This window comes from Arthrobacter sp. UCD-GKA, assembly GCF_001863355.1.
Classification (GTDB): domain Bacteria; phylum Actinomycetota; class Actinomycetes; order Actinomycetales; family Micrococcaceae; genus Paeniglutamicibacter.
Genome location: NZ_MOLR01000008.1, coordinates 216,023 through 240,798 on the forward strand (window position 1 = coordinate 216,023; position 24,776 = coordinate 240,798).

General features: G+C 68.0%; 22 protein-coding genes. 15 read left to right on the forward strand and 7 right to left on the reverse strand.

The features are described from left to right. Positions 1-71: 71 nt before the first annotated feature. Positions 72-686 (reverse strand): TetR/AcrR family transcriptional regulator, encoded by a 615-nt coding sequence (locus BLJ79_RS15055; protein WP_071215567.1) that lies wholly within the window; start codon positions 684-686, stop codon positions 72-74. Continuing rightward, entirely contained in the window at positions 683-3,238 is a 2,556-nt protein-coding gene (locus BLJ79_RS15060; RefSeq protein WP_071215568.1) for a PEP/pyruvate-binding domain-containing protein, read from the reverse strand. Before BLJ79_RS15060 ends, BLJ79_RS15055 begins: the two co-directional genes overlap by 4 nt. 446 nt (positions 3,239-3,684) lie before the next feature. On the opposite strand from BLJ79_RS15060, the gene BLJ79_RS15065 reads away from it, so the two are divergent. Continuing rightward, positions 3,685-3,948 (forward strand): hypothetical protein, encoded by a 264-nt coding sequence (locus BLJ79_RS15065; protein ID WP_071215569.1) that lies wholly within the window; start codon positions 3,685-3,687, stop codon positions 3,946-3,948. A gap of 63 nt (positions 3,949-4,011) precedes the next feature. Here the strand turns inward: BLJ79_RS15065 and BLJ79_RS15070 are convergent, their stop codons facing one another. The 4 genes from BLJ79_RS15070 to hutH form a co-directional block, all read right to left on the reverse strand. Further along, positions 4,012-4,617 (reverse strand): HutD/Ves family protein, encoded by a 606-nt coding sequence (locus BLJ79_RS15070; protein ID WP_071215570.1) that lies wholly within the window; start codon positions 4,615-4,617, stop codon positions 4,012-4,014. Between the two features lie 19 nt (positions 4,618-4,636). Continuing rightward, complete coding sequence (locus tag BLJ79_RS15075) at positions 4,637-5,293, reverse strand: LysE family translocator (protein ID WP_071215571.1); 657 nt, start codon at positions 5,291-5,293, stop codon at positions 4,637-4,639. 70 nt (positions 5,294-5,363) lie between these two features. Then, on the reverse strand, positions 5,364-5,786 hold the full coding sequence (locus BLJ79_RS23395) for a hypothetical protein (RefSeq protein ID WP_071215572.1): 423 nt from the start codon (positions 5,784-5,786) through the stop codon (positions 5,364-5,366). 136 nt (positions 5,787-5,922) lie between these two features. Then, entirely contained in the window at positions 5,923-7,485 is a 1,563-nt protein-coding gene (gene hutH, locus BLJ79_RS15085; RefSeq protein WP_071215573.1) for a histidine ammonia-lyase, read from the reverse strand. Positions 7,486-7,625: 140 nt separating this feature from the next. Between hutH and BLJ79_RS15090 the strand changes: the two genes are divergently transcribed. The 5 genes from BLJ79_RS15090 to hutI all read left to right on the forward strand — a co-directional run bounded on the left by BLJ79_RS15090 (position 7,626) and on the right by hutI (position 13,798). Further along, complete coding sequence (locus BLJ79_RS15090) at positions 7,626-8,327, forward strand: IclR family transcriptional regulator (protein ID WP_071215746.1); 702 nt, start codon at positions 7,626-7,628, stop codon at positions 8,325-8,327. Further along, positions 8,324-10,003, forward strand: coding sequence for a urocanate hydratase (gene hutU / locus BLJ79_RS15095; protein ID WP_071215574.1), 1,680 nt, complete (start codon positions 8,324-8,326; stop codon positions 10,001-10,003). The genes BLJ79_RS15090 and hutU overlap by 4 nt, the downstream gene beginning before the upstream one ends. 95 nt (positions 10,004-10,098) lie before the next feature. Then, positions 10,099-11,370 carry an allantoate amidohydrolase gene (locus tag BLJ79_RS15100; protein ID WP_286135438.1) on the forward strand — a complete coding sequence of 424 codons (1,272 nt, stop codon included), beginning with the start codon at positions 10,099-10,101 and terminating at the stop codon, positions 11,368-11,370. After that, the gene (locus BLJ79_RS15105; protein ID WP_071215576.1) at positions 11,367-12,596 is read left to right on the forward strand and encodes a formimidoylglutamate deiminase; all 1,230 of its coding nucleotides are present in this window, start codon (positions 11,367-11,369) and stop codon (positions 12,594-12,596) included. Before BLJ79_RS15100 ends, BLJ79_RS15105 begins: the two co-directional genes overlap by 4 nt. Next, on the forward strand, positions 12,593-13,798 hold the full coding sequence (gene hutI / locus BLJ79_RS15110; protein WP_071215577.1) for an imidazolonepropionase: 1,206 nt from the start codon (positions 12,593-12,595) through the stop codon (positions 13,796-13,798). Before BLJ79_RS15105 ends, hutI begins: the two co-directional genes overlap by 4 nt. A 126-nt stretch (positions 13,799-13,924) precedes the next feature. Here the strand turns inward: hutI and BLJ79_RS15115 are convergent, their stop codons facing one another. Then, entirely contained in the window at positions 13,925-15,145 is a 1,221-nt protein-coding gene (locus BLJ79_RS15115) for a glycosyltransferase (RefSeq protein ID WP_071215578.1), read from the reverse strand. Between the two features lie 104 nt (positions 15,146-15,249). On the opposite strand from BLJ79_RS15115, the gene BLJ79_RS15120 reads away from it, so the two are divergent. The 9 genes from BLJ79_RS15120 (at position 15,250) to BLJ79_RS15160 (ending at position 24,746) form a co-directional block, all read left to right on the forward strand. Then, a complete protein-coding gene (locus BLJ79_RS15120) occupies positions 15,250-15,984 on the forward strand; it encodes a TetR/AcrR family transcriptional regulator C-terminal domain-containing protein (RefSeq protein WP_071215579.1) in 735 nt (244 codons plus the stop codon). Between the two features lie 797 nt (positions 15,985-16,781). Continuing rightward, positions 16,782-17,279, forward strand: coding sequence for a thiol peroxidase (gene tpx / locus BLJ79_RS15125; protein ID WP_071215580.1), 498 nt, complete (start codon positions 16,782-16,784; stop codon positions 17,277-17,279). A gap of 393 nt (positions 17,280-17,672) precedes the next feature. Next, positions 17,673-18,551 (forward strand): SIS domain-containing protein, encoded by an 879-nt coding sequence (locus BLJ79_RS15130; protein WP_502686107.1) that lies wholly within the window; start codon positions 17,673-17,675, stop codon positions 18,549-18,551. Positions 18,552-18,577: 26 nt separating this feature from the next. Then, entirely contained in the window at positions 18,578-19,507 is a 930-nt protein-coding gene (locus BLJ79_RS15135; RefSeq protein ID WP_071215747.1) for an ROK family protein, read from the forward strand. Further along, complete coding sequence (locus BLJ79_RS15140; RefSeq protein ID WP_071215582.1) at positions 19,504-20,439, forward strand: 1-phosphofructokinase family hexose kinase; 936 nt, start codon at positions 19,504-19,506, stop codon at positions 20,437-20,439. Before BLJ79_RS15135 ends, BLJ79_RS15140 begins: the two co-directional genes overlap by 4 nt. Positions 20,440-20,474: 35 nt before the next feature. Next, positions 20,475-21,317, forward strand: a complete 843-nt coding sequence (locus tag BLJ79_RS15145) for a class II fructose-bisphosphate aldolase (RefSeq protein WP_071215583.1) — start codon at positions 20,475-20,477, stop codon at positions 21,315-21,317. Positions 21,318-21,579: 262 nt separating this feature from the next. After that, positions 21,580-22,845 carry an extracellular solute-binding protein gene (locus BLJ79_RS15150; protein WP_071215584.1) on the forward strand — a complete coding sequence of 422 codons (1,266 nt, stop codon included), beginning with the start codon at positions 21,580-21,582 and terminating at the stop codon, positions 22,843-22,845. 115 nt (positions 22,846-22,960) lie between these two features. Continuing rightward, a complete protein-coding gene (locus BLJ79_RS15155) occupies positions 22,961-23,884 on the forward strand; it encodes a carbohydrate ABC transporter permease (protein WP_071215585.1) in 924 nt (307 codons plus the stop codon). A gap of 4 nt (positions 23,885-23,888) precedes the next feature. Beyond that, complete coding sequence (locus BLJ79_RS15160; protein WP_217641921.1) at positions 23,889-24,746, forward strand: carbohydrate ABC transporter permease; 858 nt, start codon at positions 23,889-23,891, stop codon at positions 24,744-24,746. Positions 24,747-24,776: the final 30 nt, after the last annotated feature.

The following is a 24,776-nucleotide window of genomic DNA, read 5'->3' on the forward strand; positions in this document are numbered from 1 at the left end:
GCTGCCGTTCCCCGTTCCTGGTTGGCGGTGAAGGGGCAATCCTATCCGGGCCGCCACAGGGAACCGGCGGCTCAGCCCGGCTGGTGCGGGAGCGTGCCGAAGAGCGGCAACAGCACCTCGTCCACGAAGCCCGCGAGCGTGCCTTCGTCCAGCGGTTCCCCGCGAAAGAGGAAGTGGTTGCGCAGCAATGCGGCCCCGACCTCCAGCCGGGCGGGGGTCACCGCTCCGTCCGGGACCTGGCCCCGTGCGCTCGCGCGGCGCAGCACCTCGGCCATCAGCTGGCGGTTCCTGCCCTGGGAGCGGGCCCGCAGCGCCTTGCTTCGTTCGGCATCCGGAAGCGCCTCGGCGAGCATCCCGCGCATTGCCTCCCCGGCCGGGCCCCGCAGCGCGGCAGCGCCCAGGCGGAGGGCCGCGAGCAGGTCGCCACGCAGCGCGCCGGTGTCGGGCAGGGATTGCGGTGAAGGTGCCAGCGTGTAGACGGCGTCCATGACCAACGCCGCGCGGGTCTGCCACCTCCGGTACAGCGAGGCCTTGCTGGCACCGGCCCGCTTGGCGACCGCCTCCATCGTCAAGGCCGGGTAGCCGTGCTCGGAAAGCTCGGCCAGGGCCGCGACGAGGATGGCCTCTTCCAGTTCCTGGCCGTGCCGGCGCGGCAGCGTGCGGTGGTCCGGGGGCTGCGTTTTCATGCCGTGGCCGCTGCCTGCGCCGCGAGGGTGATGCGCCCGCGCGTCCCGTCCACGGTGACCTGTTCCCCGTCGGAGATCACCGCGGTACCGTTTCCGGTCCCCATTACGGCGGGGATCCCGTACTCGCGCGCCACGATGGCCGCGTGCGAGGCCACGGAGCCGGTGTCCACCACCACGGCGGCGGCCCGCCGGAACAGCGGCGTCCAGGCCGGGTTGGTGTAGGGGCACACCAGGATCTCGCCGTGCCCCAGCCGCTCGAAGTCGGCGGCGTCGCGGATAATCCGGGCCACGCCGGTGGCGGTTCCCGAGCCCGCCGGGGTGCCGGTGGCCACGGCATCCGAGGCGGCCGCGGCATCCGAGGCGGCCGCGGCGGGGAAGAACACCGAAGCGTCGAACATCGGCACGCCGGCGAGCTCGGCGCGCTTGGCCGTGCGCGACCTCACGGCGGCACGCAGCCGCTCGGCCTGCCCGGCGGGGATGGCCGCGGCGTCGAAGATCCCGGTGAGTTCCTCCCAGCGCAGGTGGAAGACCTCCTCCGGTTCGTGCAGCACCCCGGCTGCCTGCAGCCGGGCCCCGATCTGCAGCAGTGAGCGGCGCAGCACCGGCAGCGCGGCGGTGAAGTAAAAGTGGGTGTCCTCGCGGAAGGCCACCGCTTCCCGGGCGGCCTGGACCCAGGCGCGGGCGAGTTTGGCCAGGCGCGGGCCGCGCAGCAGCCGGTGTTCCAGCAGCTTCTCCAGGGCGGTGGCGGAGCGCGAATCCGCTGCGGCGTCCGCGACCGGGGCGCCGGCCAGGGACAGTGCCATGCCCAGCACGATCTGCGGGGACTCGGCCAGGGTCGGCGGGCTGACCAGCAACGGGGAGGTGGTTTCGCGGCGGCCGAACTCGGACAGGAACGCTTCCAGCCGGGCGGCGAATCCGGAGAGCCGCGGATCCCGCGACAGCGCGAGGGAAACCTGTTCCGCGTCGAGTCCGGTGAGTGCCCCACGCAGCTGCGGGTCGGCCCGCAGCTCGTCGGCAAGCCTGGCCAAGGCCTGGTTGGAATCCTCGGTGCGGGTCCTTGCGCCGCCGAGCAGGTCGGCGACGAGCGTGCGGCGGCCCAGCACGGTGGTGAGCACGACCAGTCGCGCCAGGGCAAGCCCGCTTCCGGGCAGGTAGTCGATCCGCAGGTCCCGGCAATAATCCTGGGTGGCCATGGCCCGGGCCGGCACATCCAGGAGCTTGGCCCAGGGCAGCGCCGCAAGCTCGAGGGACTCGAGCGCGTCGACCTCGGCGAGGAAGGCGGCCTGCCGGGGATCGGCTGACCAGTTCGCGGGCTTGAAGCGGCGGGCCTTGCGGGCCAGCTTCGCCGGGGTGAGCAGCATGCGCGGGGTGGGGCGCGGGGACGGCGGGACCAGGGCAACGACCACCCCGTCCTGCTCGCGCAGGTAGTTGGTGAAGGCGCCCTCCAGCCCGAAGTGGTGGGCGATCTCGCGCATCATCTCGGCCGGTCCGTGGGCGACCTGCGTGGTCATGTCCAGCGGGTAGGGCCGCACGGGAAAGTACTCGGCCAGGATTGCGCCCTGCAGGCGGCCGAAGCGTCCCAGGGGTGCGGTGGGCACGGGCAATGCGGTCATGGGCCGGGCCTGCACGATCCAGGTCTTGCCGCCGGAGATCGCCCATTCGATGTCCTGCGGGCGTCCGAAATGCTCGGCGATGGTGCGCGCATGCCCGGCCAGGGACGCCAGTTCCTCGGCGGTGAGCAACGCGCCGTCCAGGTCGGTGCCGCCGGCCGGTGCCGCGTCCCGCGTCGCCGCCGTGTGGGCCACCCCGCCGCCGGCAGTCGGGCGGATGGCGACCTCGCCGCGTCCGGGCTTCCATTCCAGCAGCTTCCCGCCGGTCTCAAGCACATAGTGGTCGGGGGTGACGAGGCCGGAAACCACGGCCTCGCCCAGTCCTGCGCCGGCGTCGATGAGGATCCGGTCCCGTGCCCCGCTGAGCGGGTCCGCGGTGAACATCACCCCGGCCGTGTCGGATTCGACCATCACCTGAACCACCACGGCGATGCGGACCTCGTCCGGGCTGATCAGGCGCTGGCGCCGGTAGTCGACGGCGCGGTCGGTGAACAGCGAGGCCCAGCAGCGGCCCACCGCATCGAGGACCGCCTCGGCCCCGACGACATTGAGGTAGGTGTCCTGCTGGCCGGCGAAGGCGGCCCCGGGAAGGTCCTCGGCCGTGGCGCTGGAGCGCACCGCGACCGGGAAGCTGTCCCCGAGCCGGCGGTAGGCGGCCGTGACCGCCTGGCCGATGTCCTTGGGCATCCCGGTGGACAGGATTGCCTCGCGCAGGGCCGCCGGTGTGGTGCCCGGGTCCGTGAAGAGCGCCTGCAGCCCGGCGAGCTGCGCGGCCTGCGCATAGGCGTCTGTGGTGAGAACGAATCCGTCGGGCACGGGCAGCCCCGCGCGCATCAGCTCGCCGAGGTTTGCCGCCTTGCCGCCAACCGCGGGGAGGTCTGCCGAGCCGAACCCGGCCAGCGGTGCAACGGCCACGGGGCGGGAATCCGTCGTGGAGCCCATGTTTTCTCCTGGGGAAATGGTTCTGCGCCGCACGGCCGGAACCGGAACGTGTTAGAGAACTATGCGTTCTCTAAATGTAGACCCCGGGACCGGATGGATGCAACGGCCTGGCCCAGGGGTTCCTGCCCGTTCCAGACAGGGACCGATCGCGGGGTGTTTTCCCGTGCCGTTCAGCGGACCGGGCGGGCGCGGCCGATGGTGATGCCGCCATAGGAGATGCGGCCGGTTGCCTGCAGGGTCTCCGTCGGATTCCCTGGAGTCGAAGCGGTGGCCGTGAGGTTGCAACGAACCTCGGAGGTATTCGCAGATCATGTGCGAGGCGTTGGCTGCGCACCCGGCCTGAAGGGCCGGCTTGAAAAACTTGCCGCCGCATTGCACGGCGTGGCAGAAATCGGCGGGGCATGGTGAAGACTTGGGGGACACCCGTGATCGACTGAAGGAAGCACATGATCAACCTCAAGCAGGACGCCGAAGGATTCGTTCGGATGAACCGGCACTTTCCCGAAAAGATGACCCTGATGGTCACCTTCGCCGACGGGACCCAGGAAGAGGTCAGCGGCCGGAGGATGAACGAGCTCTATGACGCGGCCCTGGCAGATTTCCGGCTGGGGAACAACATGGACGCCAAGGGCTTTTCGCGCTCGCCGGTGAAGATCCACCGCAAGAACGCCGTCGGGTTCGTCCCGGTCTCACCGGGTCTCACCAAGTAGTCGAAAGCCCGGGCGGGGTGGGTCGTCGGTCCCGGGCAACGTCGCCGCTGCCGGCGCCGCGAGTTACGGGAGGTCCAGGGAGACCACGGCCATGAAGCCCCGGCCGGAAATGCGCGGGGAGTCTTCTTCGCCGCCAATGACGGTGTCACGCAATTGAAGTGGCCCTTCGGTGTCGGCGTGCCGCACGACGGCCTGGCCCTGCAGCAACACACCGAACTGGGCGCCGAACAGGTGCTGCTCGCGCTTCTTGGACAGCTCCACGATGCGCACACTGCCCCGCACCGCTCCGGCCCGGGTGATCAAGTTCAGCGCCAGCACCTCGCCGGTGGGCAGCGCGGCGGTGACCGCGCTGCCGCCGGAGAACCTCAAGGGCCGCAGCGCCTCCACCGCTTGGGCGGTTCCGTCGACGGTCAACTCGAGCAGTTCCCCGGCGACCACCGTGAGCGTGCGGTCGAACCCGTCGTAGGGGGTGAACTCCCCGGCACGCTCGATGGAAGCAACGCTCAGGCGCCAATCCCAGCTATTGCCCTCGGCGGGCAGCAAGCCCGCATCCGGGCCCAGCCTTCCGGCAACGATTTCCCGCACCTCGCCGTGTGCCCATTTCCTCTTGGCGGAATCGGCAAGGTGCAAGACGGTGCCGGTGGCCAGAGCGCGGTTCGTGGTAGTCATGGTAAGAAGTCTAACGGGGCTAGAGGAAGGCCCCGATGAGCACCACGACGCCCATGACGGCCAGGGCCGCGGACGAGACCCGCTCGAGCCAGATGCCCACGGTCGGGCTCTTGAACCAGGCCATGGCGCGGGCGGCGATCGCCGCCAGCATCATCATGTAGGCGCCGCCCATGAGCGCAAACACCGCACCGAGCAACAGTGCGGAACCAAGCATGTTGGACCCGACGGGGATGAACGGCGGCATCAGAGCCAGGAAAAGCAGGCCAAGCTTCGGGTTCAGCGCCGAGGACAGCATCCCGGCGCGCAGGGATTGCAGGATGCTGAATTCGGTTTCGGCGGCGGCCGCGGAGCGGGTGGCGGTGCGGGCCGTCGCCGCCGATGCCCCGGCCAGGAAGCGTGCCTTGACCAGGGAGCCGAGTCCAAGATAAAGCAGATAGAGGCCGCCGACGATGGCGATTGCCTGGTGGATTGCCGGGTAGGTCTGCAGCAGTGCTGCCACTCCGAGTCCCGCAAGCGCTGCCCAGCCCATGATGGAAACCATCATTCCCAGCGCGGCGACGACCCCGTTGCGCGGGCGGTTCAGGGCATAGCGAAGTGTCAGGAAGGTGTCGGGCCCCGGGGCAAGCACCACGACAAGGGCGACCCCGGCAAAGCCAAGGAGAGATGAAAGCGGCATGAAACCATTATCTGGCTTGGTGGGTTGCGAAACGAAACGGGGCCCGTGGTGGTGGGCAGGGTCTCCAGTGTTACCGCTGCACGGTGAACGAGACGGAATAGGCGGCGCAGGATCCTTCGGTGCCGCATCCATCAAGTGGACTGCCCGTGACCAGGACGGTGGCATCTCCTGCCGGAAAGTCCTTGGGAATCCGGACCCGGGTGCTGAACGATCCGTCCTGGTTCACGGGGACCCGAATCGAAACCGGCGGCCACGCCGGGGGAACCACGGAAATCAGGGTGAGCCCATAGGTCGTCTCCGGCCCGTAGCCCAGGTTGCAGGTGGCCGAAGGCGCACTGACCACGAGACTCGCACCGGCTTCGACGGCAGCCGCACTTGCAGACATCGGTTCGGGAAGGCAGGGGTTCGACGAGGCGCATCCGGAAACGAGGAAGCTTCCGGCCAGGCCCAGGATGCCCAGGTCAGCAAGAACCTGCAGTCGCGGTGTGGGCATGGGACCTTCCTCGGATGACCGGGTGGAGGCATCCCGATCGTGGGGCCAACGTCCTCTTTGGATCACTGTAGCCCGGTGGCTGCGGGGTAGGAATGGTGGTCGTACCGCGCAGCCACCGGCTGCAGGCCCCGGCGAATCAGGCCAGGGGAGTCTCGGTCACCGAGTTGGCCGCGGCCAGCAGTGAACCGTCGCTCACCATCTGGAAGACTGCCTCGATCTCGGGGGAGATGAAGCGGTCGGTGCCCGGGCCCTGGACCTTGGTGCGGATGGCTTCGCGCACCGCGGTGATGACCGGGGAGGACTTGGACGTTTCCAGCCCGCCGTCGCGCATGTCCAGGGCGCGGGCACTGGTGAGCAGCTCGATGGCCAGCACGCGGGCCAGGCCGTCGATGGCCCGGCGCAGCTTCAGGCCGGCATGCCAGCCCATGGAGACGTGGTCCTCCTGCATGGCCGAGGACGGGATGGAATCCACGGAGGCCGGGACGGCCAGGCGCTTGAGTTCCGAGACGATGCCGGCGGCGGTGTACTGGGCGATCATGTGCCCGGAATCCACGCCCGGGTCGTCGGCCAGGAAGGCGTTCAGGCCGTGGTTGCGGGAGGTGTCCAGGAACCTGTCGGTGCGCCGTTCGGAGATCGAAGCCAGGTCCGCCACGGCGATGGCCAGGAAGTCCAGCACGTAGCCGATAGGGGCGCCGTGGAAGTTGCCGTTGGACTCGACCCGGCCGTCGACGGTGACCACCGGGTTGTCGATGGCCGAGGCCAGTTCGATGGCGGCGACCGATTCGGCGTGGGCCAGTGTCGCGCGCACCGCGCCGTGGACCTGGGGCGCGCAACGCAGCGAGTAGGCGTCCTGCACGCGGGTGAACTTGTGGGCTCCGGCCTTTTGCTCGGCAATCAACGTTGAATCGGCAAGCACGGTGCGGATGTTCGCAGCGGCGTCGCGCTGGCCCGGGTGCGGGCGCAGGGCGTGCAGGTCGGCGGCGAAGACGGCATCGGTGCCCAGCAGGCCCTCGACGCTCATGGCCGCGGAAATGTCGGCGATCGAGGCCAGGCGGCGCAGGTCGGCTGCCGCCATCAACAGCATGCCCAGCATGCCGTCGGTGCCGTTGATCAGGGCCAGGCCTTCCTTTTCGGCCAGCACGACAGGCTCGATGCCTTCCGCAGCCATTGCCTGCGCGGCGTCGAGCAGAACTCCGTCGGCATTGCGGACCTTGCCCTCGCCCATCACGGCCAGTGCGCAATGGGACAGCGGTGCCAGGTCCCCGGAACAACCGAGCGACCCGTATTCCCCGATGACCGGGGTGATGGCCGCGTTCAGCAGCGCCGCATAGGTCTGCGCCACCACCGGGCGCACCCCGGTGCGCCCGGTGGCCATGGTGGAGAGGCGGTTGAGCATCAGCCCGCGCACGATTTCCCGGTCGATCTCGGCGCCGGAGGATGCGGCGTGCGAGCGGATCAGCGAGCGCTGCAGCTGGGTACGCAGCTCGATCGGGATCTGCTTGGTGGCCAGGGCACCGAATCCGGTGGACACCCCGTAGTGCGGAACCGTGTCGGTGACCAGTGCATCTATGACGGCGCGCGAGTCGGCCATCGCCGCCAGCGAATCGCTGGACAGCTCGACCGGGACCAGATGGCGGGCCACATCCACGACGTCGGTCGGGTTCAGGGCTCCGGTTGAAACGATGACGGTGGGGGCCATGGGGATGTCCTTTCGGGAACAAAATGTGGCGAATGCTTGCCATTGGATGAAATACACGTTTCAATAAGTGAAACGCAGTGAGTGCCAAAGGGCAACCCCCAGGGCAGTTTTACCATCAAATTCCGACATTGGAGATCACCGTGGCCGAACCGTCAACCCGCACCGTGGAGCGGGCCCTGCAGCTGCTGGGATCGGTCTGCGACGCCGGTTTCCTGACGCTTGCCGATGCCGCACGGGGAACCGAACTCTCGGCATCCACCGCGCTGCGCCTGCTTCGCACGCTGGAATCCACCGGCTTCGTCCGCAAGGACGACGAGGGCGCCTACCGGCCGGGACTGCGCATCGTGCAGCTCGGGGCCCAGGCCCTGAGCCATGAATCGATCATCTCCCTCGCCGAGCCGGCGCTGGATCGGATCGTGGAAGCCACCGGCGAATCGGCCTACGTGAACGTCCAGGCCCACCACGGGCCCGGCGGGGACCACGGGCTGTACATCGCCATGCGCGAGGGCACCCACTCGGTGCGCCATTCCTCATGGGTCGGGCGAACCGTCCCGATGGAGGGCAGCGCCTCGGGCGCGGTGCTCTCGGGCAAGACCCCCCAGGCCGGGTACGTGGTGGTGGACCGCGGCGTCGAAGCCGACGTCACCGCCATTGCCGCGCCGATCGCCGTCCAGACGCACGCTCCGGACGGAACCACCACCGGGACCCGGGTGATTGCGGCGCTGAGCGTCGTGGCCCCCAGCTACCGCATGAACCCCGAAAAGATCAGGACCATCGGCGAACTCGTCGCCGCCGAGGCCCACAACGTGTTGACCGCATACCAACAGGAGAACCAGCCATGAGCTTCACCCAACATGATCCCTCCCGCGTCATCCGTGCCCCCCGCGGCACCAAGCTGACCGCCAAGAGTTGGCAGACCGAGGCCCCGCTGCGCATGCTCATGAACAACCTGGACCCGGAGGTCGCCGAGCGCCCCGAGGACCTGGTCGTCTACGGCGGCACCGGCCGCGCCGCCCGCTCTTGGGAAGCCTACGACGCGATCATCAAGACCCTGACCGACCTGGAAGAGGATGAGACCCTGCTGGTCCAGTCCGGCAAGCCGGTCGGAGTCTTCCGCACCAACAAGTGGGCCCCGCGCGTGCTGATCGCCAACTCCAACCTGGTCGGCGACTGGGCCACCTGGCCCGAGTTCCGCAAGCTCGAGGCCGAGGGCCTGATGATGTACGGGCAGATGACCGCCGGCTCCTGGATCTACATCGGCACCCAGGGCATCCTGCAGGGCACCTACGAGACCTTCGCCGCCATCGGCGCCAAGCGCTTCAACGGCACCCTGGCCGGCACCTTGACCCTGACCGGCGGCTGCGGCGGCATGGGCGGCGCCCAGCCGCTGGCCGTCACCCTCAACGGCGGCGCCTGCCTGATCGTCGATGTTTCCGAAGAACGCCTGCGCCGCCGCCTGGGCAAGCGCTACCTGGACGACGTCGAGCTGGACCTGGATGCTGCAATCGCCAAGGTCACCGCCGCGAAGAACGAGGGACGCGCCCTGTCGGTGGGCTATGTCGGCAACGCCGCGCAAGTGTTCCCGGAGCTGCTGCGCCGCCAGCAGGCCGGGACGGTCTCCTTCGACATCGTCACCGACCAGACTTCCGCACACGATCCCTTGAGCTACCTGCCGATTGAATACACCATCGAGCAGTGGGATGCCGAGGCCAAGGCCGACGAGGCCGGCTTCACCAAGAAGGCCCAGGCCTCCATGGCCCTGCACGTCGAGGCCATGGTCGGCTTCCAGGACATCGGCGCCGAGGTCTTCGACTACGGCAACTCCATCCGCGACGAGGCACGCCAGGGCGGATTCGAGCGCGCCTTCGAGTTCCCGGGCTTCGTCCCGGCCTACATCCGCCCGCTCTTCTGCGAGGGCCTGGGCCCGTTCCGCTGGGTGGCACTTTCCGGCGACCCGGAAGACATCCGCGTCACCGACGAGGCGCTGAAGGAACTCTTCCCCGAAAACGATCACCTGCACCGCTGGCTGGATGCTGCCGCCGAGCACGTCGAGTTCGAAGGCCTGCCGGCACGCATCTGCTGGCTGGGCTACGGCGAACGCCAGAAGGCCGGCCTGCTGTTCAACCGGCTGGTGGCCGAGGGCAAGGTCTCCGCGCCGATCGTGATCGGCCGCGACCACCTCGACTCCGGCTCGGTGGCATCCCCGTACCGCGAGACCGAGAGCATGTTGGACGGATCGGACGCGATTGCCGACTGGCCGCTGCTCAACGCGCTGACCGCCACCGCCTCCGGTGCCACCTGGGTCTCAATCCACCACGGGGGAGGGGTCGGCATCGGCCGTTCCATCCACGCCGGACAGGTCTCGCTGGCCGACGGCACCGAGCTGGCCGCGGCCAAGCTCGAGGCACTGCTGACCAATGACCCGGGCATGGGAGTCATCCGCCACGTGGACGCCGGCTACGAGCGCGCCATCGAGGTCGCGCAAGAGCGCGGCGTGCGCATCCCGATGTCCGAATAGCCCGATCCGTCCTTGGGGTGCGGGCAAGATTGCCCACACCCGGCCGCACCACCCTCCCGGCCCCCGGGCCATAGCCGAAAGAGATGACACACCCTGTGAGCACCGTAAATTCCTTGCTGGCGGCAATCGAAGACATCGGCCGCGACGCCAAGCGCGGCGGTTATTCGCGCCCCGTGTATTCGGCCGCCGAAACCACGCTGCGCGAATGGTTCATCGCCGAGGCCACCGCCCGGTCCCTGGAGGTCTTCACCGACGCCAACGGCATCATCTGGGCCTGGTGGGACATGCCCGGATCGGCCAGGGACGAGGCCTCGCGCCGCGGCGCATTGGTCACCGGGTCGCACCTGGATTCGGTGCCCGGCGGCGGGGCATTCGACGGCCCGCTGGGCGTGGCCAGCGCGCTTGCCGCCTACGACGAGCTCGCCAATCGCGAGCGGGCCGGCTCCCTGGTGCGCAACCGCGCCCTGGCCATCACGGTGTTCCCCGAGGAGGAAGGCTCGCGCTTCGGCGTGGCCTGCCTGGGCTCGCGGCTGCTCACCGGCGCCATCGACCCGGCCCGCGCGCTGAACCTGCGCGACGAAGCCGGCAATACGTTCGCCGACGTGGCCTCCGCCCACGGACTGGATCCTGCCCGCATGGGACGGGACGACGCGGCGCTGGCCCGCATCGGGGACTTCATCGAACTCCACGTGGAGCAGGGCAAGGGCCTGAACTCCGAGGCACACACCGATCACGCCGGGCGCGGCCCGGCCGTCGCGGTGGGCGACACCATCCTGGGCCACGGCCGCTGGAAGCTGTCCTTCTCCGGCCAGGGCAACCACGCCGGAACCACGCTGATGGCCGACCGCTCCGACCCGATGATCGCCGCGGCCCAGACCATCGTCGCTCTCCGGCAGGTCGCCGCGGCGCAGGACAACGCCCGGGCCACCGTGGGCCGGCTCGAGCCGGTGCCCGGGGGCACCAACGTGATCGCCTCCCGCGTGGATATGTGGCTGGACGTGCGCCACCCGGATGACGCCGTGACCGCGATGCTGGTGGAAAAGATCCATGGGCAGGCGCAGAAGCTGGCCGCCTTCGAGGGCTGCAGCGTGCAATTGACCGAGGAATCCTTCTCCAACACCGTGCACTTCGACTCGGGGTTGGCCCGCTCGCTGGCCAACTCGGTGCGCCGCCTGGTGCCCGACGCCCCGCTGCTGCCCACCGGCGCCGGGCACGACGCCGGGGTGCTTGCCGCTGTGGTCCCCTCGGGAATGCTCTACGTGCGCAACCCCTCGGGCATCAGCCACTCCCCGGAGGAACATGTCGAGGACGACGACGCCGCCGCGGGCGTGCTGGCGCTGGCCGACGCCCTGGAAGACCTGCTGTGAGCCGGGAAACCACCCGGGTCCCGGCCCCGGTGAATGCGCACTCGCACGCCTTCCACCGGATCCTGCGCGGGCGCACCCACCAGGGTGCCGACGGCGGGGCCGGGAACTTCTGGACCTGGCGCGAGCAGATGTACGAGGCCGCTGCCGGGCTCACCCCGGCCGGCTACCAGCAGCTGGCCACCGCGGTGTACGCCGAGATGGTGGTATCCGGATGGAGCGCCGTGGGCGAATTCCACTACCTGCACCACGACGTGGGCGGCGCCCCCTACACGGGGGAGGCCGAGCACGGCATGGAGCTCGCGCTGGCCCGCGCCGCGAAGGCCGCCGGGATCCGCCTGGTGCTGCTGGACACCTGCTACCTGCAGGGCGGGCTGGATGCCTCCGGCGCCGTGCTGGGGCTCAACCAGACCCAGGAACGCTTCTCCGATGGGGATGTCGCAGGCTGGCTGGAACGCCACGGGTCGCTGGCCGCAGCCTTGGCCGGCATCGACGCGGGCGAGGGGCTGGTGTCCCTGGGCGCTGCCATCCACTCGGTGCGCGCCGTCCCGCCGGCGGCCCTGGAACGGATTGCCGCGGGGCTGGATCCCGCGCTGCCGCTGCACGTGCATCTTTCCGAGCAGCCGGCGGAGAACGCGTCCTGCCAGGCGGCCTACGGGCTGAGCCCCACCGGGCTGCTGGAACGCTCCGGCCTGCTGGCGGCGCGGCTCTCGGCCGTGCACGCCACGCACCTGTCCAAGGCGGACATCGCCGCGCTCGGAGCGGCGCGCGCCGGCATCGTCATGTGCCCGAGCACCGAGGCGGACCTGGGCGACGGGATCGGCCCGGCCCGCGAACTGGCAGACGCCGGGGCGGTCATCGCCCTGGGCAGCGACCAGCACGCGGTGCTGGACCCCTACCTGGAGCAGCGCGCCCTGGAGCACGGCGAGCGGCTGCGCACCGGTCAGCGCGGGCGTTTCTCGCCCGCGGAGCTCTCCGCCGCCGCCCGAGAGGGAGGCCTGCGCTCGCTGGGCCTGGGGAAGAATGACGACTACCTGGAAGTGCGCACCGACAGCGTGCGCACCGCCGGGTCGCGCACCGCCCAGCTCCCGCTGACCGCCACCGCCGCGGACATCGTCGAGGTCCACATCAACGGCCGGCTGGTGGCCCGCGACGGCATCCACACCAGGCTGGGGGACCCGGCCGACCTCTACGCAGCCTTTTTCACCGACCACCGGGAGTTTTCATGAGCACCACGCTGATCACCAACCTGTCCGAGGCCTTCACCTCCAATGCCGCCGCCACGCTCATCGAGAACGCGGCGATCCTCATCGACGCGGAGAAGATCGCCTGGATCGGGAAGGCGTCCGACGCCCCGGCGGCCGACACCGTCATCGACGCCGGATACCGGGCCGCGCTGCCGGGCTGGGTCGACTCGCACAGCCACCTGGTCTTCGCAGGGGACCGCAGCCGCGAATTCGTGGCCCGCATGGCCGGGCAGGACTACGCCGCCGGCGGCATCGCGGTGACCACCGCCGCCACGCGGGCGGCATCCGACTACGACCTCACCCGCCTGGTCATGGGCCGCGCCGCCGAGGCCCTGGCCGGGGGAACCACCTACCTGGAAACCAAGACCGGCTACGGGCTCAACGTGGAGGAGGAAACGCGGCACGCCCGCATCGCCTCCACCGTGGTGGACAAGGTGACGTTCCTGGGTGCCCACCTGGTTCCGGCCGACATGGACGCCCAGGAATACACGGACCTGGTCTGCGGGGAGATGCTCGAGCGGGTGGCCCCCTACGTCCAGTTCGCCGACGTCTTCTGCGAACGCGGGGCCTTCAACGAGGCCCAGTCCCGCCAGGTGCTCACTGCCGCCCGGGATGCCGGGCTGGGATTGCGCGTGCACGGGAACCAGCTGGGCCCCGGCCCCGGGGTGCAACTGGCCGTGGAATTCGGCGCGGCCAGCGTGGACCACGTGAACTACCTGGATGCAGCGGATGTGGCGGCACTGGCCGGTTCCTGGAGCCGCTGGGATCCTGCCACCCGCAGCGGTGTCGCCGGGACGGTGGCAACGTGCCTGCCGGCCTGCGACCTCTCGACCCGCCAGCCTTTGGCCCCGGGTCGTGAATTGATCGACGCGGGCGTGCAGATTGCCCTGGCCTCGAACTGCAACCCGGGCACCTCCTACACCTCCTCGATGTCTTTCTGCGTTGCCACGGCCGTGTTGCAGATGAAGCTGAGCATCGAGGAAGCGGTCATCGCCGCGACCTACGGCGGGGCGCTCGCCCTGGGCGTGCAGGATGAGGTCGGCACCCTGGAAGTGGGCAAGCGCGCGGACATCCAGCTGCTCAACGCCCCCTCGGTGGCACACCTGGCCTACCGGCCGGGGATGAACCTTTCGGGCCCGGTGTTCCGGGCCGGGAAGCTGGTCGCGGACAAACTCCCGGGATAGGTGTGCATTGTCGGTGCAACTCCCGCTTTTGGTTGCCGGCGGGTCGGAGGATCACCAGCAGTATCCATGGTGGTGGTTGGAACGGGTGCCGGCGGAATCCAACGGCGCGGTCGTTTTCCGTATGGACTACATCCGCCGAGCGGCATCGCGAAGCGCGGAAACCACCGGAGCAGTTCCGTCTTCCGTTGCGAGCGCCGCGGCGACTTGGCGTGCCTTGGCGGCATAGGCCGGGGTTGTGGTGGCCTGCTTGATGGCGGTGGCCAGCCGTTCGGTGGTGAGGTGTTTGTAGGGAACCGATTGGGGGCCTGCACCGAGGGACGTGATCCGGGCGGCCCAGAACGGTTGGTCGGTGTAGATCGGGACACTGACGGTTGGGATCCCGGCGCGCAACCCGGCCGCTGTGGTCCCCGCTCCGGCGTGGTGGACCACCGCCGCCATCTGCGGGAACAGCCATTCGTGGGGAACGGCTCCGACGCCAAGAGCATTGGGACCGGTGATGCCTTCCGCACCCTGCAACACCGCTCGGACGCCGGCGCGGCGAATCGTGTCGAGCATGAATTCGGCGTCCATGGCCTCGCTGCTGCCAAAACCGATGAAGACCGGGGGCGGTCCGTCGGCGAGGAATTCGAGCAGCTCGGTGGACGGGCGCCAACCTGGATCGGTTTCCGGCCACCAGTATCCGGTCACCACGAGTCCTGATCGCCAGTCCAACGGTGCCGGAAACACGGTGGGACTGAATCCGTGGAGTACGGGACGGTTGGTTTTTCGGCGGAGCCGTTCGCTGCCGGCCCGTGATTTTTTCGCCAGCCCGAGGGACTGCCGGATGCGTGCGCTCGGGAGGTCGTAGGGCGCCCTGCCGGCGGACACCAGAGAGCCAAGCAGCTTGTTTCCGACCGGGCCCAGGCTGCGGGCGCTCCCCAATGCCACGGGCGGGTAGTCGGAGCTGGGTTCGATCGGCTGCAGGTGTGCGCCAATGGCGGGGATGCCCAGGGCCTCGGCTACGTCGTAGGCATAGGGCGCGACCGAATTGGCCAGTATCACGTCGGCACCGCGCTCAGCTGCGGCCACCGTACCGACCGCGGCAAGCTCCATGTATTCACCGAGCTCGCGCATGTATCGGAACAGGTCCGTGGCAGACGCCCTTTTTCCGGGGGCCGCAGGATTGACCAGGCGGCTCATGTCTCCGGGCAGTTCGCGATGGTCGCACCCGACCGCGGTGATCAACGGGGCATGGGCGGCGTTGGCCGCGATTGCGACGTCGAACCCGGCGGACTGGAGCCTGCTGCCGAGTCCTGCCATCGGGGCGACATCGCCCCGGGTGCCGGGGGTGACCATGAGTACGCGCATGGGGATCCTCATTCCTATTGATTGCGAACACTGTTCGCAATCAAGGATATAGTGAAATGGTTGCAGGACCCAACGCCGGTGACCGAAGGAAAGGCGGACCAAGAATGACTGCTCGCGACCCCATTGATATTTGGCGGAGGCCGGAGCGTTCCGGCGTCGGGCCGAAACCGCAACACTCCCGTGGGCAGATTGCCGCCGCGGCCATCGACATCGCCGACCGGGACGGATTGGCGGCGGTGTCTGTCCRGCGAGTGGCCAGGGACATGGGGACCGGCCCCGCGTCCCTCTACAGGTACCTGCGATCCCATGACGAGCTCATCGAACTCATGGTCGACACCGTGAGTGGTGAATACGACCTTGGTCCTTCCGGCGAAACACCGAGGGACCAGCTGCTGGCCCTGGCCCGGCAAGGCCGGAGCATCATGCACCGGCACCCGTGGCTGGCCGCGCTGCTGCTGACCAGGCCGTCAATGGGACCCAGCACCCTCCGGTACCTGGAAAGCGCCCTGACCGCCATGGAGTCGATCGACTTGCCCGGCCCCTCCAAACTTCAAACCGTGGCCATGCTGACTGCGCTCACCTCCGCATTCGTGCAAAACGAGCTGTCCCAACCCGGAAATTCGGGGGCGGCCAACGGCGCAGCGAGCGATCGAGTGGAATATCTTTCCGAAGCGGTTCGGTCAGGCAATTACCCGCGGCTCGCCAGCGCATTCTCTGGAGGGAACGAACCCGAGACGCCTGACGACATGTTCAACGGCATCATTGTTGGCTACCTGGCCGGCGTGGGCCTTCGCCAGCTGCCCCAAGAAACACCCGGGGCCGGTGAAATTCAAGCTTGACCAGGGCCCGGAGTGTTTGCCGGTGTTCCGGGCCGGGCGGATTGGCGGCTTGGCCCTCTAAGCCCGCAGCGGCGCCATCCTGATGACGGCCTGACTGCGGAACACCATGACGAAAGCCGAGGTGCCATGAGATTCCAACCGCCGGAAGCACCTGTTCCGTGGATCTTCCAGTGAAGAGATCACTGATCTGATTACGTGCAATCATCGTTTCCATGTAGGGGAGCATCGTTTCGTCGGTTCGACTGGACGAGGAGACCGAAGCCCGTTTGGAGCGCCTCGCCGCCCAAACCAATCGTTCGAAGGCCTTCTGCTTGCGAGAGCTCGTCGAATCCGGGCTGCCCCGCCTGGGGCGCGAGCATGGCATCGCCCGGTTGCCCCCAGACATACTTGCCGGTCGCGAGCTGTCCGTCAGCCAAGAAGAATTGACGCGTGATCTTCGCCCGGATGATTGGGTTCTCGCAACGCGTTGCGCAAGGGCTGCGAAAGCCGGACAAGCCCTCGGCGAGGCGAATGACGCTGGCCTGGAAGAGGGCTCCGCCCTGGCGGACCCCGTTCCCGGGGCAAGGGACTCCCCGGCTCCTTGGCCGGCCTGTGGCGATACAGGGCTGGGGAATACTGCATCATTTGTGGCCTGGTTGGCGACGAGTTGGCCGTCATCGCATTGGGGCCGGGTCCTCGCCCTGCGATCCGTGACCGGCATTTGCCCAACGAGCCGGATATTACGCGGCTGACTTGATGTCGGACGCCGCCAGCGAATTTTTTAGTGATGCACCTCGCGCTCGTGATAAACAAGGAGCATGGCTATTACTGCACTCAAAGGTACCCCTGTCCAAACCGTTGGCGAGCTGCCCGCCGTTGGCGCAACCGCTCCCGACTTTGCTTTCACCGGCGCCGACCTCGGCGACGTAAACAGCAGCGAGCTGCGCGGCAAGCGCGTCGTGCTCAACGTCTTCCCGTCGATCGACACCGGTGTCTGCGCCTCCTCGGTCCGCAAGTTCAACGAACTGGCCGCCGGCCTGGAGAACACCGCCGTTGTGTGCGCCTCGGCCGACCTGCCGTTCGCCCTGGGCCGCTTCTGCGGTGCCGAAGGCCTCGAGAACGTTGTTCCGGCTTCGAGCTTCCGCTCCGACTTCGGCGCGGAATTCGGCCTGACCCAGGCCGACGGCCCGCTGCGCGGCCTGCTGGCCCGCGCCGTCGTGGTCCTCGATGAGAACGGCGTGGTCCTGCACCACGAGGTGGTTCCCGAAATCACCACCGAGCCGAACTACGACGCAGCAATCGCCGCGCTGTCCTAAGCATCCTTGTTTCGGCTTGGCTGCCTCGCAGCTGGGCCGCAGCCTGGGGGTGGGCCCCGGCACCCGGAATCACTTTGGATTCCCGGGTGCCGGGGCTTCACTGTTTTAAGTCGGCCGGGCGATTCCCGAAACCGCGAGAGCCCGGAAACGGTGCGCTGCGGGAAGTGGCGGGCTCCGGGTCCGGATGCCAAATACACGGTTTCCCCGAACGAAAGATGCCGCCACGGTAAGCCAAACGGAATGAACACGTTGAGATTTTTTATGATCGGTAGACAAGTCAAACGATCATAAGCGATCATAGTAGGGAAGATCTTGCCATTCCCGGGCGCATTCGTGGGCCTCGGGCCACAGAAGGAGACAGCCTTGAGCGACATCAGCCAGCTTGGCCACCACATGGACATCGAACTCACCTCGCAGCCGGAGATGTGGGAACGCGCCATCGCCCAGTCCAGGGCCGAGAGCCTGCTTCCCGCGGACGGCCTGCGCGTTGCGGTCGTCGGCTGCGGCACCTCGTGGTTCATGGCCCAGGCCTACGCCGCCGCCCGCGAATCCGCAGGCAAGGGCGTCACCGACGCGTTCGCCGCCTCCGAGGCCTTCATCGCCACCCGCGACTACGACGTGCTGGTGGCCATCACCCGCTCGGGAACCACCTCCGAGGTCCTGGAGCTGATCGGCCAGCTTGACGGCTCGATCCGCACCGTCGCGGTCATCGGCGACACCACCTCCCCGATCGTCTCCAAGGTCGACGCCGTCGTCGAGCTGCTCTACGCGGACGAGCAGTCGGTCGTGCAGACCCGCTTCGCCACCACCGCGCTGGCCTACCTGCTCACCAGCGTCGGGGTCGACCTGACTGCGGCGGTTGCGGATGCCCGCGCCGCCGTCGCGGCCGAGACCCCGAAGGAACTGATCGACGCCGAGCAGTTCACCTTCCTGGGCCGCGGCTGGACCATCGGCCTGGCCCACGAGGCGGCGCTGAAGATGCGCGAGGCCGTGCAGGGCTGGACCGAGTCCTACCCGGCCATGGACTACCGCCACGGCCCGATCGCCATCGCCGCACCGAACCGCGTCACCTGGATGCTGGGCGAGGAGCCCGAGGGCCTGGCCGGGGACATGGTGCGCACCGGCGCCCTGTACATCAACAACGACGTGCACCCGCTGGCCGAGCTGGCGCGCATCCACCGCGTCACCCTGGACCGCGCCCGCGCCCGCGGCATGAACCCGGACACCCCGCGCAACCTGTCGCGCTCGGTCATCCTGTCCGAAGACTCCTAGGGAACCGACCGGGAGTGCCGCACACCATGAACGCTCCATACCTGCTCTTTGACGTTGGAGGCACCGACATCAAGACGGCGCTGTCCGACGATGCGGGAAACCTGTTGGGCATCCGCCGGGTCCCCACCCGGCGCGGCACTCCCGATCCGGCCGCCTCGCTGATCGACCAGCTCCACGGCCTGGGAACCGACCTGATGGCCCAATCGCCCCTGGTCATACCGCAGGCCGTGGGCTTGCTGGTCTGCGGAATCGTCGACGAGGACAATGGGATCGGGGTCTTCTCCTCGAACCTCGGCTGGCGCGATGCTCCGCTCCGCCAGATGGCTTCCGAGGCCTTCGCCCTGCCGGTGGGCTTCGGCCACGACGTTTCAATGGCCGGGGCGGCCGAACTGCGCTACGGTGCAGGCGCAGCCCTGGGCACCAAGGTGCGCAACGCGGTGATGCTGGTCATCGGCACCGGGATTGCCGCGGCGCTCTTCGTTGACGGGCACGCCGTCTCGGCCGGAGGCTACGCCGGGGAACTGGGCCACGCCGCGGTTCCCGGCGGGCTCGACTGCGCCTGCGGCGCCCATGGGTGCCTCGAAACCATTGGCTCGGCCGGTGCCATTGCCAAGCGCTACACCCAGGCCAGCGGCAAGAGCGTCGAAGGCGCCCGCGAGGTGCTCGTGGCCATGGAGGCCGGGGACCCGGTGGCCGCACGCATCTGGGACGAGGCCGTGGAGGCCCTGGCCTTCTCCATCGCGCAGCTCTGCTCCTCGATTGCACCGGAAGCGGTGATCATCGGCGGCGGGCTTGCCCAGGCCGGCGAGGCGCTGCTTGAACCGCTGCGCGGCAAGGTGCGCGACAAGCTCTCCTACCACCGCGAACCGCTGATCGTCCCGGCCCGACTGGGCCAGGACGCCGGCCTGCGCGGCGCCTACCTGAAGGCAGCCGAAGCCAGGGAAGTGCACCAGTGATCCTGACCATTACCCCGAATCCCGCCGTGGATGAAACCTACGGCCTCAAGGCACTGGATGTCGGAGGGACCAACCGCGTCGATGCCCCGCGCCGTCGGGCCGGCGGCAAAGGCCTGAACGTGGCCCGCGTGCTGCACTCCCGGGGCCTGCCCGTCATCGCCCTGGCCCCCGTGGGTGGCGCCAACGGCCGGGAGTTCGCCAGGGAACTGGAAACCGCCGGTGTCGCCCACTCGCTGGTCCACGTCGCCCCCGAGACCCGGCGCAGCATGGCCGTGGTCGAGCACGGCACCGGGCGCACCACGGTCCTGAACGAACGCGGCGGTGCCCTGGACGGTCACGAGTGGGACTCCCTGCGGGCACAGGTCATCGCGCTGCTGGACCAGGGAGCCACCGTGCTGGCCGCCTCGGGATCGCTGCCCGAGGGCGCGGATGAGGACTTCTACCCGTGGTGCGTGCGCGAGGCCGCACGCCGGAACATCCCCAGCATCATCGACACCTCCGGCCCCGCGCTGCTGGCCGCCGCGCGCGCCGGAGCCACGGTGCTCAAGCCCAACCACCATGAGCTGGCCGAAATCACCGGCACCGATTCGCTCCAATCCGGTGCCGCGATCCTGCTGGAAGCCGGCGCCCGGCACATCTACGCCAGCGCCGGGGAAGAGGGGCTCTTCCACTTCGGGGCCGATGCACCGCGGCAGTGGCACGGCGCCCGGCTGCCCGAACCGCTGGTGGGCAACCCCACCGGGGCCGGGGACGCGGTGGTCGCCGCCATCGCGGCGGGCCTGCACCTGGGCGAGGACCACGCAACGGTGGTACTGCCGCGGGCCGCGGCCTGGTCGGCCTCCGCGGTGCTCATGCCCACGGCCGGGGAACTGCACCCCTCCCACCCCGAGCTGGCCCAGGCCCTGGTGCTTTCCTCCTCCGTGGCGCCCTAAGGCGCACCCACCCACTTTGAAAGGACGCACCCACCGTGCCCCTGGTCAACACCGCTGAAATCATGAACGCCGCGCGCGCCGCCAATATCGGCCAGGGCGCCTTCAACGTCATCCACCTGGAAAGCGCCGAGGCGCTCATCCACGGCGCCGAGCTCGCCCAGGCCCCGGTGATCCTGCAGATCTCCGAAAACTGCGTCAGCTACCACGGCTCCCTGGAGCCCATTGCCTTGGCATCCCTGGCCGCCGCCTGCAATGCCGGCGTCCCGGTCGCCGTGCACCTTGACCACGCCGAATCCGAGGATCTGGCCAAGGCCGCGGTCGATTTGGGCTTTGGATCGATCATGTTCGACGGCGCGCACCTGGACTACGAGCAGAACGTCGCGGCCACCCGGCGGGTGGCCGAGTACGCCCACGCGGCGGGCGTCTACGTCGAGGCCGAGCTGGGAAAGGTCGGCGGCAAGGATGGCGCCCATGCGCCGGGCGTGCGCACCGACCCCGATGAGGCGCGCGCGTTTGTCCAGGCCACGGGCGTCGACGCGCTGGCCGTGGCGGTCGGTTCCTCCCATGCCATGCTTGACCGCTCCGCCGCCCTGGACATCGATCTGATTGCCCGCATCCGCGCGGCCCTCGAGGTGCCGCTGGTGTTGCACGGGTCCTCCGGCGTCAGCGACGAGAACATCGTGGCCGCGATCCATGCGGGCATGACCAAGATCAATGTCTCCACGCACCTGAACGGCTTCTTCACCCGGGCCATCCGCGAATACCTTCAGGAAAACCCGAGCGTCGTGGATTCGCGCAAGTACCTGGCCCGCGGCCGCGAGGCCATGGCGAAGGAGAGTGCCCGCTTGCTGCGCCTCTTTGCCGGGGATTCGATCTAGACCGACCCCGTTCGCCGGCGCCTTTCCCGGCGCCGGGAAGTCCGTCGAGCCCGAAATCGAAGGCCGGTCGGGGCAAAACCGTGATCCGTCTGAAATGTATCGGCTTTGTGACCCAATCTGCTTGACCACGTGTCCGTCGTCACACCATAATCATGAGTGTATGTACTTTATTGATCGTTCTAAATGTAAATAAAGCACATAACATCATTCTTGTCGTTGTGACATGTCAAACGATCACAACGACCCCATGGAACGAGGATCAATGAAAAAGCGCAATCTCCGAGGAGCGGTCGTTGCCGGTGCTGCCGCCGCCGCACTGCTGCTGACCTCTTGCGGCTTTGGCGGGGGAAACACCGACGGAAACGACGATGCCAACTCACCTGGCGCCGTCACCACCCTGGACATGATGGTCCCGAGCTACTCCGACGGCACCAAGGCCCTCTGGGAAAAGGTCATCAAGGATTTCGAGGCAGCCAACACCGACGTCAAGGTCAACCTTGAAATGCAGTCGTGGGAAAACATCGAAGGCGTGCTCAAGACCAAGATCCAGGGCAACAAGGCACCGGACATCTACAACGGCGGAGCCTTTGCCGAGTTCGCCGCCGAGGGCCTGCTCGCACCGGCCACCGACATCGCCTCAGAGGCAACCGTGGCCGACTTCCAGCCGTCCTTTGCAGAGAACGAGAAGGTTGACGGCACCCAGTACGGCCTGCCGCTGATCGCCTCGGCCCGTGCCCTGTTCTACAACAAGGCCCTGATGGAAGAGGCGGGTGTCACCGAGGTTCCCAAGACCTGGGACGAGCTGCACGACGCGGCCCAGGCCATCAGCGACAAGACCAAGTCCGACGGCTACGGCATGCCGCTGGGCAGTGAAGAGGCCCAGGGCGAATCACTGATCTGGTTCGCCGGCAACGGCGGGAACTTCGGAGACGCCACCAACATCGCCGTCGACACCCCGGCCAACGTCGAGGCCGCAGAGTTCATGCAGAAGATGGTCAAGGACGGCGTCACCCAGAAGGACCCGGGCGCCACCCAACGCACCCCGATGCTCAACACCTTCATCCAGGGCAAGCTCGGCTTCGCCTACGGCCTGCCGCAGACCGTGGGACAGATCAAGACCGAGAACCCGAAGCTTGAATACGGCATCGCACCGGTGGCCACCAAGTCAGGCGAACCGGCCACCTTGGGCGTTGCAGACCGCCTGATGTCCTTCAAGAACGATGGTTCCAAGGCCGGCGCGGTCAAGAAGTTCATGGACTACTTCTTCTCCGCCGATGTCTACACCGACTGGGTCTCCACCGAGGGCTTCCTGCCGACGACCAAATCGGGCTCCGAGAAGCTTGCGGGCGACGAAACCCTCAAGCCGTTCCTGGACATGCTGCCCAACGCGGTGTTCTACCCGACCACCAACCCGGCCTGGAACGCCACCGACGGCGCCTTCAAGTCGTTGATGGGCCAGATCGCCACCGGCAAGTCCGCCTCGGATGTCCTGAAGGAAATCCAGGCCAAGGCCGACGCGGCCAAGTAGCCGCACCGCCCTTCCGCCAACCCAACCACGCGACGGGGCCCACCTGAACCAACGGGTGGGCCCCGTCGCATGGCCGGGCCACAGAATTTCCACCCCGTCACGCAGGAGAACCCCCATGAGCGTCGCCACCGCACCGAAGCGCACCACCAAGCGCTCATCCGCCCGGGAAGGGGGATCGTTCCTTGCCGCGTTGCCGTGGATCGGCCCGGCGCTGTTGCTGATCCTGGCGATCGTGGTGTTTCCCGCCGGGTACATGATCTACAACTCCACCCGAAAGATCTCGCAGGTCGGAACGGACCTCAAGGGCGTGGGCCTGGACAACTTCGCCAAGGTCTTTGCCGACCCCGCGCTGCCGCGCATCCTGCTGAACACCGTGGTCTGGGTCGTGGTCGTGGTGGCCTTCACGGTGCTGATCTCACTCGCCCTGGCACAGTTCCTGAACAAGCCCTTCCCCGGCCGGACCCTGGTCCGCATGGCCGTCATCGTCCCCTGGGCCGCCTCGGTCGTCATGACCACCACCGTGTTCTACTACGCGGTGGACCCCAACTACGGGATCTTCAACAAATTCCTCACCGACATCGGCATCCTCGACGGGGGCTTCGGCTTCACCAAGAACGCGGTCCCGGCCATGGCCGTGGCCATCGTGGTGGCCATCTTCGTCTCGATCCCGTTCACCACTTACACGATCCTCGCCGGCTTGCAGGCCATCCCCAACGAGACCCTGGAGGCCGCCCGCATGGACGGCGCCAACCGCTGGGGAACCTACCTCTTCGTGATCCTGCCGCAACTGCGCGGCGCCCTGGCCGTCGCGGTGCTGATCAACATCATCAACGTCTTCAACAACCTGCCGATCCTGAAGATCATCACCGGAGCCATCCCCGGCTACAGCGCCGACACACTGATGACCTACATCTTCAAGGTCCTGCAATTCGACCGCCGGCTGGACATCTCCTCCGCGCTCTCGGTGGTCAACTTCGCGATCGTGCTGGTGATCGTCGCGATCTACGTCAAGACCGTCAAGCCCATGAAGGAGGTCTAGGACAATGCCGTTCCTGGTTACCGAGGACCGCGCCTCCCAAAAGACCGTCATTTGGCGGATGGTCGCCGGACTTGGCGTTGCCGCCGTGTTCCTGATCCCGTACGCGGTGATGCTCATCGGCTCGCTCAAGACCCGCTCCGAGATCCTGGCGATCCCGCCCAGCTACTTGCCCCGCGAGGGCGCCCAGTGGTCCAACTACCTCACCATGTGGGACACCCCCGAAACCCCGGTGGCCTACAACCTCATCTCCACCATCGTGATCTCGCTATGCGCCACCTTGCTGGTGCTGCTGGTGGCCACCCCGGCCGCCTACTACACCGCGCGCTTCAAGTTCCCGGGCAAGATGGTCTTCATGTTCCTGGTGATCGTCACCCAGATGCTGCAGCCGGCGGTGCTGACCGCGGGCCTGTTCAAGCAGATGCTCGCGATGAACCTGTACGACACCTGGCTGGCCATGATCCTGATCAACGCGGCCTTCAACCTGGCCTTCGCGGTGTGGATCATGCACTCCTTCTTCGCCTCGGTGCCCAAGGAAATCGACGAGGCGGCCCAGATCGACGGGGCCGGGAAGCTGCGGGTGCTGTTCAGGATCAACCTGCCGCTGGTCTGGCCCGGCATCGTCACCGCGGTGATCTTCACATTCGTGTCCTGCTGGAACGAATTCGCCGCCTCGCTGGTGATCCTCTCCACCGCGGAGAACCAGCCGCTGTCGGTGGCGCTGACCAGGTTCGTGGGCCAGTACTCCACGGCCTGGCAGTACGTCTTCGGCGTCTCGATCGTGGCCATCATCCCGGTGATCGTGCTGTTCATGCTCATTGAGAAGCGGCTGATCGGCGGACTGTCCGCCGGAGCTGTAAAGTAGGTTTCCGTGCCCGCGTCCCGGACGCCAACT